This is a genomic window from Nitratidesulfovibrio liaohensis, assembly GCF_011682075.1.
Classification (GTDB): domain Bacteria; phylum Desulfobacterota; class Desulfovibrionia; order Desulfovibrionales; family Desulfovibrionaceae; genus Cupidesulfovibrio; species Cupidesulfovibrio liaohensis.
Genome location: NZ_VSMK01000800.1, coordinates 1 through 12,056, shown reverse-complemented (window position 1 = coordinate 12,056; position 12,056 = coordinate 1). Strand labels below are relative to the sequence as shown.

The window sequence follows — 12,056 nt, the reverse complement described above, 5'->3', positions numbered from 1 at the left end:
GGGCACCCCCCGGAGCGCATCGGCCATGTCCTGCTCTCGCACCTGCACCCGGATCACGCGCTGGGCCTGGTGGACGCCGCCGGGGCACGGGTGTTCCCCAATGCCGGCGTGCATGTGAGCGCCCCGGAACTGGACTACTGGACCAGCGACGCCACCTTCGCCGCCGCGCCGGAGGGCCGCAGGGCCGGGCTGCTGGCCCTGCGCAAGGCGCTGGCCCCCTACAAGGATTCCGGGCGGCTGCACACCTTCGCACCGGGCGCCGCGCCCCTGCCCGAACTGCCCTCCATCACTTCGGTGGATCTGCCCGGCCACACTCCGGGGCACTGCGGCTTTCGCGTGGCCTCTGGCGGCGCGGCGCTGCTGTTCTGGGCGGACATCATCCACAGCACCCCGGTGCAGTTCGCCCGGCCGGAGGTGTCCATCGACTTCGACGTGGACCAAAAGGCCGCCGTGGGCACCCGCCTGCGCCTGCTGCCCCAGGTGGCCGCCGAGGGCTGCTGGGTGGCCGGGTCGCACCTGCCCTTCCCCGGTCTGGGCCGGGTGCGGGCCAGAAATGGCGGCAAGGGCGGCTACGCCTGGCTGCCCGTGCACTACGCCGACGGGCTGTAGCCGGAGGGCGGCCGTTGCCGTCACATCGCATCCCCAGATTCCGCAATGAACGACGCGCCGTCCGGCAGATACCGGCGGCGCGTTTCCTGTGTGAAAGGCGAAGAGTGAAGGCTGACGCGACGAACGCTCGGTCACGCGCCGGGGGCGGCAGTGGAGGCGTCGCCTGGCGCGGCGGCGGGGGCATTCGGAGGCGTCAGCACGTCCACGTAGTGCTTGCGCGCGGCCAGCCAGGCGCGGGACACGGCAAAGGATGCCTCGTCGTGCGGCTCCAGGGTGGCGGTGGGGTGCAGCCCCCGCGCGATGAGCCCGCCGAACAGGTCGTCCAGCGGAATGGACCCGGTGCCCAGGCCCAGGTGCTGGTCGTCGCTGCCGTCGTTGTCGTGCAGGTGCAGGTGGGCAAGGCGCGGGGCGAAGGCATCCAGCCAGCGCCGCAGGTCGCGCCGCTGTGCGCCGCGCGCGAAGCTGTGCCAGTGCCCGGCGTCGAAGCAGATGCCCGCGCGGACGCCGAAACGGCCGGTCAGGGCATCGACCAGCGCGGCCACCGGTTCGGGGTCGCGCTCATGGGTATTTTCGATGTGCACGAGCGCATCGCACACTTCCAGCACCGCCGCCCATGTGCCGCAGGCCCGCTCCAACCACGCGTCGAAGTCACCGCCATGCTGGCTGTGGTCGAAGGCGGCGTGCCCCACCATGTGGCGCGGCGCGTACAGGGCTGCCAGTTCCGCCGCGCGGCGCAGGGTGTCGCGGCTGGCGGTCAGGACAGAGTTGTTGAGGCTGCCGGGGTGCAGGTCGAAAAACGGCAGGTGCACGGCGCACGGCAACCCGGCTTCGGCCAGGCGGCGCGCGGTGTCGCGGTGCCAGTCCGGCGTCAGTTCCTGCACGGCAAAGGTGTCCAGGCCCAGTTCCGGAGCCAGCCCATCGGCCACGAAACGGTCGAGCCATGCCGGGTCGCGCGCGACCCAGCTGAGGGGAAGATTCACGAAGGTATGCATGAGGGCCGTGTAGCACAGCGCCCGCACGGGGCCAACCACGCAACTGGGGACAAGCCTGCACGGAATGGTCAGCCAGGTGATGCCCGACGTGCGGCGGCGCGCCCTTCAAAACGACCTCACCCCGTTTTGCGCAGCCCACCCCCCGCCTTTGGCACACCGCACCCCGCATTTGGGTCATCCTGCACCCGTATCGAGGCATCCGCCCCCTTTTCACGCGCATCCCGCCTTTTTTTACGCACCCTCACCAAAACCACGCCGCCGCCACCCCGCGTACCGCCTTAATCCGGACTAAAAAAGGCCGGTTTGCAACCGCTTACATACCAAATTTTAATGAATTATTTCAGCAAATAATGACAGTCATCCAAACGCTTCAAGCAACCCCGATTTTCCGCAGAATGTGCTTGACGCACCCTTGATAATCGCATACCCCTCCGGTAGGAATTATTCCATACCCTAGAAGTAGGGTATTCGCGTGCCTTCCGACCGACGCCAACGGTCGGAAAAACCCCGGTGCATGCGCCTGCGCCTACCGCGTAACCACGCGGCATCACAGGACACACATCAGGATAGCGCGAACGCCACAGGGAGGAACCACGGTTCGGACCATACGCGGGTGCCCCGGCATGGGGGGCACTGGCGCGGTTCCGTTTCGTGGCAGGGCTCTGTCCGAACGTGCCGCCGCGCAAGCCGCAGGGAACCGGCTGGCGGTACGCCGACTGAGGGTTGTCAGAGGAAGCGTTTCACTCATTTCAAAGGACTGCCACTATGATGAACGCGAAATCACTGCTGCGATGGGCGGGAGCTCTGGTCGCCGTGGCTGCGGTCACGGTCTTCGGACTGGATGCGCGGGGCACGACCAAGCCCCTTCCCGGCTCCACGGGCGAGCAGCGCGCCGACCTGGTGGAGATCGGCGTCATGGCGAAATTCGGCAACCTGGAGTTGCCGAAGGTCACCTTCCCGCACGATCGGCATTCCGAGGTCGTGGCCAAGGTCGCCGCGCCCGGCAAGGAATGCGCCACCTGCCACAAGAACGACGACAAGGGCAAGATGTCGCTCAAGTTCATGCGCCTTGAGGACACCACTGCCGCCGACCTGAAGAATATCTACCACGCCAACTGTATCGGCTGTCACACCGAGCAGGCCAAGGCGGGCAAGAAGACCGGGCCGCAGGACGGCGAATGTCGTTCGTGCCACAACCCGAAGCCCATGGCCTCTTCGTGGAAGCAGATAGGCCTCGACAAGTCGCTGCACTTCCGCCACGTGGCCGCCAAGGCCATTGCGCCGGTGAACGACCCGCAGAAGAACTGCGGCGCCTGTCACCACGTGTACGACGAAGCCGCCAAGAAGCTTTCCTGGGTCAAGAACAAGGAAGATTCCTGCCGCGCCTGCCACGGCGACGCGCGCGTGGAAAAGAAGCCTTCGCTGCGCGAAGCCGCGCACACCCAGTGCATCACCTGCCACCGCAGCGTGGCCGCCGCCCCGGCCAAGGCCGACAGCGGCCCCGTTTCCTGCGCGGGCTGCCATGACCCGGCCATGCAGGCCAAGTTCAAGGTGGTGCGCGACGTGCCCCGCCTGGAACGCGGACAGCCCGATGCCGCCATGGTCCTGCCCGAAGTGGGCAAGACCGCGCCCAAGGGCATGAAGGGCACCATGAAGCCCGTGGCCTTCAACCACAAGGTGCACGAAGCGGCCAGCAACACCTGCCGCGCCTGCCACCACGTGAAGATCGACAACTGCACCACCTGCCACACGCTGGAAGGCGTGAAGGACGGCAGCTTCGTGCAGATCGAGAAGGCCATGCACCAGCCCGATTCCATGAAGAGCTGCGTGGGCTGCCACAACCAGAAGGTGCAGGCCCCCGCCTGCGCGGGCTGCCACGGCTTCATGAAGACCGGTGCCAAGCCCCAGCCCGAAGCCGCCTGCGGGGTGTGCCACGCCGATCCGGTGGGTATGGACGCCAAGGCCGTGGCCGACGGCGGCCTGCTGAAGGCCACCAAGGAGCAGCGCGCCGACGTGGCCGCCGCCACCCTGGCCGCCCGCCGCACCACCAAGGGCACCCTGCCCGCCGACGACATCCCCGAGTTCGTGACCATCGGCGTGCTGTCCGACAAGTACGAACCCTCGAAGCTGCCGCACCGCAAGATCGTCAACACCCTGATGGCCGCCATCGGCGACGACAAGCTGGCCGGCACGTTCCACACCGACAAGGCCACCGTGTGCGCGGGCTGCCATCACAACAGCCCCCTCAGCAAGACGCCGCCCAAGTGCGCCAGCTGCCATGGCCAGCCCTTCGACGCCGCCAAGGGCGACCGCCCCGGCCTGAAGGCTGCCTATCACCAGCAGTGCATGGGCTGCCACAACCGCATGAAGCTGGAAAAGCCTGCGGATACGGCCTGCGCCGAGTGTCACAAGGAACGCGCGAAATAGGAAACCGGTAAGGAGTTATCCATGAACAGGAGAAGATTCCTGACCCTGCTGGGCACCGCCGGTGTTTCCACGGCCATGAGCGCAGTAGGCGCGAAAAAGGCCGTCGCGGCGGGCAACCAGAGCTTCAAGGGATACAAGGACAGTTACGGGGTGCTGCACGATACCACCCGCTGCATCGGCTGCCGCAAGTGCGAGCAGGGCTGCAACGAGGTGAACAAGCTGCCCGCGCCCAAGGTGAAGTTCGATGACCTGACGGTGCTTGAAAAATCGCGCCGCACCGATTCGAACAACTGGACGGTGGTCAACAAGTACAACGTGGCCGGTCTGGACCATCCGGTGTTCCGCAAGCAGCAGTGCAACCACTGCCTGGAACCCGCCTGCGCCTCGGCCTGCTTCGTCAAGGCCTTCACCAAGAACCCCGACGGCTCCGTCACCTACGATGGCAGCCTGTGCGTGGGCTGCCGCTACTGCATGGTCGCGTGCCCGTTCAACGTGCCCGCCTTCCAGTACGACGAGCCCTTCGACCCGCTGATCCAGAAGTGCACCATGTGCCACCCGCGCATCCAGGAAGGCAAGCTGCCCGGCTGTGTCGAGGCCTGCCCCAAGGAGGCCCTGACCTTCGGCAAGCGCGAGGACCTCGTGCGCATCGCGCATGACCGCATCCGCAGCAACCCCGGCCGGTACCAGGATCATGTCTACGGTGAACATGAAATGGGCGGCACCGCGTGGATGTACCTGGCGGGCGTGCCCTTCGAGGCCGTGGGCCAGCAGGAAATGGGCACCAAGTCCGCGCCGGAATACACGGCGGGAGCCCTTGGTTCCGTTCCCATGGTGGTGGGCATCTGGCCGGTGCTGCTGACCGGCGCCTACGCCATCTCCAAGCGCAAGGAAAAGGTTGCGGCCGAAGAGCGCGAGGAAGCCGTGCAGGCCGCGCTGGCCAAGGCCCGCGACGATGCGGCCAAGGCCCTGGATACCGCCCTGGCCAAGGCGGCCAAGGAAAAGGACGCCGCCGTGACCCGCGAGGTCAAGAAGGCCATGGAACAGGCGGAGCAGGCCTTCGAAGAGAAGTTCGCCGCCCTGCGTGCCGAAGGCCAGAGCGCCGAAAACGGCGACGACGGCGAAGGCAAGGAGGATGCATAACATGCATGACGCCAACACCAAGAGCGGCCTGTTCACGCCCGGCAACATCATCACGGGCATCATCCTGGCCGTGGGCGCGGTGATCACCTTCATCCGCTTCACCCAGGGCATCGGGGCCGTCACCAACCTGTCCGACAACAACCCGTGGGGCATCTGGATCGGGTTCGACCTGCTGTGCGGGGTGGCCCTGGCCGCCGGCGGCTACGTCACCTCGGCCTCGTGCTACCTGTTCGGGATGAAGCGCTACCACTCGGCGGTGCGCCCGGCCATCACCACCGCGTTCCTCGGCTACTTCTTCGTGGTCGTGGCGCTGCACTACGACCTGGGCCATCCGCTGCGCCTGCCCTACCCGCTGGTGTACTCGCAGGGCACCACCTCGCTGCTGTTCGAAGTGGGCCTGTGCGTGGCCACCTACCTCAGCGTGCTGTTCGTGGAATGGTCCCCGGCGGCGCTGGAATGGCTGGGCCTGCGCAAGATCCGCAACGTGGTGGTCAAGCTGACCATCATGCTGACCATCTTCGGCGTGGTGCTGTCCACCCTCCACCAGTCGTCGCTGGGCGCGCTGTTCCTGATCGCCCCGGGCAAGCTGCACCCCCTGTGGTACTCCAGCTTCCTGCCGGTGTTCTTCTTCATCTCGTCCATGGTGGCGGGCCTTTCCATGGTCATCTTCGAAGGCACCCTGGCCCACGCCGGGCTGCACCACAAGATGGATGAAACCCACCTGAAGGAGGCCGAAGGCGTGATCTTCGGCTTCGGCAAGGCCGCCTCGTTCGTGCTTGCCGGGTACTTCTTCATCAAGACCATGGACATCGCCATGGACAACGACTGGACCTACCTTGGCACCGGCTACGGCGCCTGGTTCCTGGTCGAGATGTTCGGCTTCGTGGCGCTGCCCTCGTTCCTGTACGCCCTTGGCGTGCGCGAGAAGAACGTTACCCTGGTGCGCATCGCGTCCATCAACGCGGTGCTCGGCATCGTGCTGAACCGCTTCAACGTCTCGCTCATCGCCTTCAACTGGAACCTGCCCGCCGCCGACCGCTACTTCCCGCACTGGATGGAGATCGGCGTTTCGGTGTTCATCGTGACGCTCATCATCACGGTCTACCGGTTCATCGCCACGCGCATGCCGGTGCTGTACGAGCATCCCGACTACAAGGACGCCCACTAGGGCAGCCAAGGAGCACGCTATGGAAATCCATACCCTGCACGAGTTCATGCTGCACACCAAGAACATCACCTATCTGCTGATGGGTGCCACCCTGGTGGGCTTCGTGTGCTACTGGCTGTTCCTGACCGGGCGCGACAAGAAGATCCGCAAATACTAGGCCATAGGAGCAAACCATGTACGCATTCCTCACCGGTCCCATGCTGTGGGTGGCGCTGCTGGTCTTCTTCGGCGGCCTTGCGGCGCGCGTGGTCTGGTACGTGCGCGGCCTGAGCTGGCAGCTCGACCGCGTGGCCTACGGCCCGCACCTGGCGCACGGCCTGAAGGGCGGCATCCATTCCGCCCTGAAGTGGATGCTGCCGTTCGGCACGCAGAGCTGGCGCGAACAGCCCTACTTCGCAGTGGCCTTCTTCCTGTTCCACATCGGCGCGGTGCTGGTGCCGCTGTTCCTTGCCGGGCACAACATCATCCTGGCCGAGCGGTTCGGCTTCAGCCTGCCGGTGCTGCCCATGGGCATCGCCGACGCGCTGACCGTGGCCGCCATCATCGGTCTAGTGATGATCGCGCTGCGGCGCATCGCCCTCACCGAGGTGCGCATCCTCACCACCGCCTACGACTGGTTCATCCTCGCCGTTTCGGCGGCGCCGTTCGTCACCGGCTTCGTGGCCCGGCTGCACGTGGCCAACTACGACGCGTGGCTGCTCGCCCACATCATCACGGGCGAACTGCTGCTCATCGTGGCCCCGTTCACCAAGCTGTCCCACATCGTGCTGTTCTTCATGTCGCGCGGCCAGCTCGGCATGGACTACGCCATCAAGCGCGGCGGTTACAGCCGCGGGGCGGCCTTCCCCTGGTAACGGCCCGTCCGTTACCCGACCGTGCCACGACCCGATGGACATGAAAGGAGCATCCCATGCCTGAAGGAACGTTCTGCAACAGACGTCCGGTCAACACCGAAGAGGACCTCAAGTCCCTGCTCGGCGACAAGGGCGGTGCGCAATACTACAAGGAAATGGCGGAGCTGGAGGTTGATGTAGAGGCGCTGAAGGCCACCCTGCAGAAAACCTTGCAGTCGCGTACCAAGACGTGGCTGGAAATCTGTGCCCACTGCGGCATGTGCGCGGACAGCTGCTTCCTGTACCGGGTCAACGACCGCGACCCCAAGCAGGTGCCCGCTTACAAGATCCAGTCCACGCTTGGCGAAATCGTGCGCAAGAAGGGCGAGGTGGATACCGCGTTCATGATGCGCACCATGGAAGTGGCGTGGTCGCAGTGCACCTGCTGCAACCGCTGCGGCATGTACTGCCCCCACGGCATCGACATGGGCGTCATGTTCAGCTACCTGCGCGGGCTGCTGTTCTCCCAGGGCTTCGTGCCGTGGGAACTGAAGATCGGCTCCGGCATGCACCGCGTGTACGGCGCGCAGATGGACGTGACCACCGAAGACTGGGTGGAAACCTGCGAATGGATGGCCGAGGAACAGCAGGAAGAATGGCCGGGCCTGGAAATCCCCGTCGACAAGGAAGACGCGGATACCATGTACGTGCTGAACGCCCGCGAGCCCAAGCACTACCCCGAAGACCTGGCCGAGGCCGCCATCCTGTTCCACCTGGCGGGCGAAAACTGGACCGTGCCCAGCGAAGGCTGGGAACAGACCTCGCTGACCATGTTCGCCGGTGACTGGGCGGGCTGCAAGATGCAGGTGGAGCGCGTGTACGCCGCCGTGGACAAGCTGCGGCCCAAGCGCGTCGTGGGCACCGAATGCGGCCACGCACACCGCGCCACGGTCATCGAGGGTCCCTACTGGGCGGGCCTGCCCAGCGGCCAGACCCCGGTGCCCTTCCTGCACTACGTGGAATGGGTGTCCGAGGCGCTGACCACCGGCAAGCTGAAGATCGACCCGGAAAAGCGCATCAAGGAACCCGTGACCTTGCAGGATTCCTGCAACTACGTGCGCAACCACGGCCTTGCCAAGCACACCCGCATCATCATGAGCTACATCGCGGAAGACTTCCACGAAATGGCTCCCAACCGCGAACACAACTACTGCTGCGGCGGTGGGGGCGGGTTCAACGGCATTGGCCGTTACCGCCACCAGCGCAACGTGGCGCTGAAAACCAAGCGCGACCAGATCCTGGCCACCGGCTGCAAGCTGGTGGTGGCGCCCTGCCACAACTGCTGGGACGCCATCCGCGACCTTGAGGAAGAATACGAGATCGGCATCCGCTGGTCGTTCCTGAAGCCGCTGCTCATCAGCATGGTCATCGTGCCCGAGCACCTGAAGCCGCAGGAAGAAGACGAATAGATCGTATCGGGCACGCGGGCCTTGGACGCCAAGGCCCGCGCCCCGCATGCGACAGCATGGCCGCCGGAAGGGGAGAGCCACCCCCCGCCCGGCCCGCCGGAACGCCCCATCCCCTCGCACGATGGCACGGGCAACCGGCCCGGCCCGCAACCGGAGGCCCGGAGCGACCATGGCCAACGCCACCCAGGCCCGGAATACCCAGGCCAAGTCCATTCTGGTGGTAGAAGACGACCCGGACATCGCCGCCTACCTTGTCTCGCTGTTCAGAACCAACGGCTACAGGGCCGACGCGGCCACCGAAGGCCCCGACGCCGTGGAAATGGCCCGCGCCCGGCGACCCGACCTGGTCACCCTGGACCTGGAGATGCCCCGCCAGTGGGGTCCGCGCGTGTACCGCGAACTTATGGACCTGCCCGGCGGCGCGCACATCCCCGTGGTGCTGGTGACCGGCCTTGGCGGGCTGCACCTGATGGTGCCCAACGCCGTGGGAACCGTGGACAAGCCGTTCGACCCGGACCTGATGCTGGGCATCGTGCGGCGCGCCCTCGGCGAGTAAGGGCCAACAGCCACGCTCGTGGTGAAGTGGGCTCCCGGCAACGGCCACGGCATGAAACGGACAGCGACCAGGCGATCGTACACCGCCGCAAACCACACGGCATACGCATGAAACTGACCACCCGCAGCCGATACGGCACCCGCATGCTGCTCGACATCGCCATGCACGGCACGGAAGCCCCCGTGTCCATCCGCGATATTGCCAAGCGGCAGGGCATTTCCGTCAAGTACCTGGAAAAGCTCATCCGGGTACTGCGCAAGGCGGGCTACATCCGCAGCACGCTGGGCGCGCACGGCGGCTATCAGCTTACCCAGCCCGCTGCGGAAATTCCCGTGGGCGACGTGGTGTTCGCGCTGGAAGAATCGCTGGCGCCCTACACCTGCGACGAGGAAAACCCCTGCTGCCCGCGCATGGCCGTGTGCCTGACGCGCACCATCTGGGACGAGGCCTCGCGCGCCATGTACAAGAAGCTCAACAGCTTCACCCTGGCCGACCTGATGCGCGACGCCAGCCTGTGCCCCAAGAACGCCTGCCACATCTCGCCCCACGCACAGGATTAAGGCTCACAAGACCAAGGCCCTCCCCATCCTCACTGCCGCCGCGTGCAGTGTTCCCTCGCATGCTCCTGCGCAAAATCACCCTTCCATTTTCCGGGCATTCCGGGCTACATTGCATGGGTTATCCTGCAACGCGCCCGTGTACGGCGTGCGTGTTGCGCCGACAGCGCGCCGTCCGGAGGCCACATGCGAGCTCTCATCGTTGAAGACGACGCCCTCAGCGCCCGCGTCCTGCACCTGACGCTGCGCACGCACTTCGAAACCGCCTGCGCCGACGACGCGGAAGGAGCGTTCTCGGCCTACATGCAGGCGATGGACGGCGGCGCCCCCTTCGACGTGGTGCTGCTGGACCTGATGCTGCCCGGTGAAAGCGGCCTGACCGTACTGGAACGCATCCGCACCGTGGAAGCGGAACGCGGCCTGCCCCGCGTGCCCGTGCTGGTCACCACCGCCGTCACCGACATCAATATCGCCCTGCGCGCCTTCGAACAGGGGCATATCTCCGCCTATCTGGTGAAGCCACTGGATTTCGACCGCCTGCTGGCGGAACTGCGCACCCTGGGGCTGATCCAGGTGGCCTGACCCGCCTGCCCCCCTCCCACCGGCTGTCCCGTTTCCGCCGGTACTTGGCCACCTTTCCGCTTCCTGCCTATTCCGGCGCCATTGCAGCCGTCACCAGCAAATGAACCGCCCGGCCTGGCCGCGCGGTTTTTTGTGTCTGCAGCCGGTGCCGTGATCATGCCCACCACCACCACAAATCTTCATTTATGAAATATTTTCAGCGTAATACACTTGTTATGCACACGATTACGCACACCATGTGCATACCACTGACGCTCGCAACGAGTTTCGCGTCGCACGCGGTGGACATCGCCTGCGGGACGCACACGGTATTGTCTTATTAATTCATTCAATTTCAGGCAATTAACGATGAAAAGAACATTATCCACAGGGTCCGCGCGCACAGCAATCCACCTCGCTGCCCGCGGCGTTGGGAAGTCCGCCGCAGGGGCACGCCGCAGGGTGCCGTACCCAGGGTTGACGCACCAACGCCGAAAGCGCATGAGGGCAAAAACATCGGAGGACCGCCATGCACGGCGTGCACGACATATGGCTGTTCGTTGTCTCGGGCCTGCTGCTGAACATCACCCCCGGCCCGGACATGCTGTACATCATCGCCCGGTCTGCTACGTGTGGCACGCACGGCCTGCGCGCCGGGGTGGTCGCGGCACTGGGCATCGGCGCGGGATGCTCCGTGCATATCGCTGCTGCGGCCTTCGGCCTGTCCGCCGTGCTGGCCACGTCGGCCACGGCCTTCACCGTGGTCAAGCTGCTGGGTGCGGCCTACCTGCTGTACATGGGATGCACCATGCTGCTGGCCCGCAAGGGTACGGCAAGAACAGCAGCCCCCGTCGTCCCCGACGCGGCGGTGCCAGGCGGACACGAACAGACAGGAGCCTCCACCGCCCAGACCCCGCAGGCAACCCTGCGCGGGGTGTTCGCGCAGGGGTTTCTGACCAATGCCCTGAACCCCAAGGTGGCGCTGTTCTTTCTGGCCTTTCTGCCCCAGTTCGTGGATGGCGGCGGCGCGGCCGCTCCACCGTCCCCGCTGGCCTTTCTGGTGCTGGGGTGCATCTTCACCGTCAACGGCACGCTGGTGAACCTGCTGGTGGCTTGGGGCGCCTCCCGGCTGGGCAGCATCTTCCAGACCGGGGCGCTGGCGGACCGGTTTGCCCGGTGGGGTGACCGCTGCCTTGGCGCTCTGTTCCTGTATTTGGGCATCCGGCTGGCGCTGGCCGAGCGGGGCTGATACGCCACTGCCCGTGATGCGCCCTGTCCGCACGGCGCCCATCGGGCAACAAACGCGCACACACAATGTACGACGGCCCGCGTATCCGGAGGTTCCGGATACGCGGGCCGTCGTGCCGTCAGGCGGCATTTGCTGCCTTTCCAGACCGTTGCGGGCGTACCCGCCGGGTCTCCGCAGCGTCCCGTCAGCCTGCGGCCAACCTTCCCCTAGCCCGGCAGGCCCAGCCACAGCAGCACGGCCAGCACCGCCGCCGCGCAGGTCCCGGCCACCACGTCATCGATCATGATGCCCGGGCCACCCTCCAGCCACGATTCCGAGGCCCCCACCGGACCGGGCTTCAGGATGTCGAACACCCGGAACAGCACGAAGGCGGCCAGCACGCCCAGCGGCGACAGGGTGGCGAAGGGCAGCATGGTCATCCACTGCCCGGCCACCTCGTCGATGACCACGCTGCCGGGGTCGCACCGGCCCAGCACGCGCGCCGCGCGGCCCGCC

General features: G+C 66.0%; 13 protein-coding genes. 11 read left to right on the top strand and 2 right to left on the bottom strand.

Going from position 1 to position 12,056, the window contains the following annotated elements; all coding sequences use genetic code 11:
* A partial coding sequence (locus FVW27_RS19570) for an MBL fold metallo-hydrolase (protein ID WP_167128541.1) occupies positions 1-609 on the top strand: 609 nt, incomplete at its 5' end.
* Between the two features lie 131 nt (positions 610-740).
* On the opposite strand, the gene FVW27_RS19565 is transcribed toward FVW27_RS19570, so the two are convergent.
* Positions 741-1,601, bottom strand: a complete 861-nt coding sequence (locus FVW27_RS19565) for a sugar phosphate isomerase/epimerase family protein (protein ID WP_167128544.1) — start codon at positions 1,599-1,601, stop codon at positions 741-743.
* A 765-nt stretch (positions 1,602-2,366) separates the two neighbouring features.
* Between FVW27_RS19565 and hmcA the strand changes: the two genes are divergently transcribed.
* From hmcA to FVW27_RS19515, 10 genes are all read left to right on the top strand, one after another.
* Entirely contained in the window at positions 2,367-4,028 is a 1,662-nt protein-coding gene (hmcA, locus tag FVW27_RS19560) for a sulfate respiration complex hexadecaheme cytochrome HmcA (protein ID WP_167128537.1), read from the top strand.
* Between the two features lie 21 nt (positions 4,029-4,049).
* Positions 4,050-5,168, top strand: coding sequence for a sulfate respiration complex iron-sulfur protein HmcB (hmcB, locus tag FVW27_RS19555; protein WP_167128534.1), 1,119 nt, complete (start codon positions 4,050-4,052; stop codon positions 5,166-5,168).
* A 1-nt stretch (position 5,169) separates the two neighbouring features.
* Positions 5,170-6,336, top strand: coding sequence for a sulfate respiration complex protein HmcC (gene hmcC, locus FVW27_RS19550; RefSeq protein WP_167128531.1), 1,167 nt, complete (start codon positions 5,170-5,172; stop codon positions 6,334-6,336).
* 19 nt (positions 6,337-6,355) lie between these two features.
* A complete protein-coding gene (gene hmcD / locus FVW27_RS19545; RefSeq protein WP_015946222.1) occupies positions 6,356-6,493 on the top strand; it encodes a sulfate respiration complex protein HmcD in 138 nt (45 codons plus the stop codon).
* A 16-nt stretch (positions 6,494-6,509) separates the two neighbouring features.
* Positions 6,510-7,190, top strand: coding sequence for a sulfate respiration complex protein HmcE (hmcE, locus tag FVW27_RS19540; protein ID WP_167128528.1), 681 nt, complete (start codon positions 6,510-6,512; stop codon positions 7,188-7,190).
* A 56-nt stretch (positions 7,191-7,246) separates the two neighbouring features.
* Entirely contained in the window at positions 7,247-8,638 is a 1,392-nt protein-coding gene (hmcF, locus tag FVW27_RS19535; protein ID WP_167128525.1) for a sulfate respiration complex iron-sulfur protein HmcF, read from the top strand.
* Positions 8,639-8,807: 169 nt separating this feature from the next.
* Positions 8,808-9,194 (top strand): response regulator, encoded by a 387-nt coding sequence (locus tag FVW27_RS19530; protein WP_015946219.1) that lies wholly within the window; start codon positions 8,808-8,810, stop codon positions 9,192-9,194.
* Positions 9,195-9,301: 107 nt separating this feature from the next.
* A complete protein-coding gene (locus tag FVW27_RS19525) occupies positions 9,302-9,754 on the top strand; it encodes an Rrf2 family transcriptional regulator (RefSeq protein ID WP_007526516.1) in 453 nt (150 codons plus the stop codon).
* Positions 9,755-9,937: 183 nt separating this feature from the next.
* Positions 9,938-10,333 (top strand): response regulator, encoded by a 396-nt coding sequence (locus FVW27_RS19520; RefSeq protein WP_167128522.1) that lies wholly within the window; start codon positions 9,938-9,940, stop codon positions 10,331-10,333.
* A gap of 508 nt (positions 10,334-10,841) precedes the next feature.
* Positions 10,842-11,561, top strand: coding sequence for a LysE family translocator (locus tag FVW27_RS19515; protein ID WP_167128520.1), 720 nt, complete (start codon positions 10,842-10,844; stop codon positions 11,559-11,561).
* A 206-nt stretch (positions 11,562-11,767) separates the two neighbouring features.
* Here the strand turns inward: FVW27_RS19515 and FVW27_RS19510 are convergent.
* A partial coding sequence (locus tag FVW27_RS19510; protein ID WP_167128517.1) for a phosphatidylglycerophosphatase A family protein occupies positions 11,768-12,056 on the bottom strand: 289 nt, incomplete at its 5' end.

What these genes read in the sequence shown, in the direction of transcription:
- FVW27_RS19565 (WP_167128544.1), bottom strand. Translation starts at nt 1,601, where the DNA reads ATGCATACCTTCGTGAATCTTCCCCTCAGCTGGGTCGCGCGCGACCCG.
- hmcA (WP_167128537.1), top strand. Translation starts at nt 2,367, where the DNA reads ATGATGAACGCGAAATCACTGCTGCGATGGGCGGGAGCTCTGGTCGCC.
- hmcF (WP_167128525.1), top strand. Translation starts at nt 7,247, where the DNA reads ATGCCTGAAGGAACGTTCTGCAACAGACGTCCGGTCAACACCGAAGAG.
- hmcE (WP_167128528.1), top strand. Translation starts at nt 6,510, where the DNA reads ATGTACGCATTCCTCACCGGTCCCATGCTGTGGGTGGCGCTGCTGGTC.
- hmcD (WP_015946222.1), top strand. Translation starts at nt 6,356, where the DNA reads ATGGAAATCCATACCCTGCACGAGTTCATGCTGCACACCAAGAACATC.
- FVW27_RS19530 (WP_015946219.1), top strand. Translation starts at nt 8,808, where the DNA reads ATGGCCAACGCCACCCAGGCCCGGAATACCCAGGCCAAGTCCATTCTG.
- FVW27_RS19525 (WP_007526516.1), top strand. Translation starts at nt 9,302, where the DNA reads ATGAAACTGACCACCCGCAGCCGATACGGCACCCGCATGCTGCTCGAC.
- FVW27_RS19520 (WP_167128522.1), top strand. Translation starts at nt 9,938, where the DNA reads ATGCGAGCTCTCATCGTTGAAGACGACGCCCTCAGCGCCCGCGTCCTG.
- hmcC (WP_167128531.1), top strand. Translation starts at nt 5,170, where the DNA reads ATGCATGACGCCAACACCAAGAGCGGCCTGTTCACGCCCGGCAACATC.
- hmcB (WP_167128534.1), top strand. Translation starts at nt 4,050, where the DNA reads ATGAACAGGAGAAGATTCCTGACCCTGCTGGGCACCGCCGGTGTTTCC.
- FVW27_RS19515 (WP_167128520.1), top strand. Translation starts at nt 10,842, where the DNA reads ATGCACGGCGTGCACGACATATGGCTGTTCGTTGTCTCGGGCCTGCTG.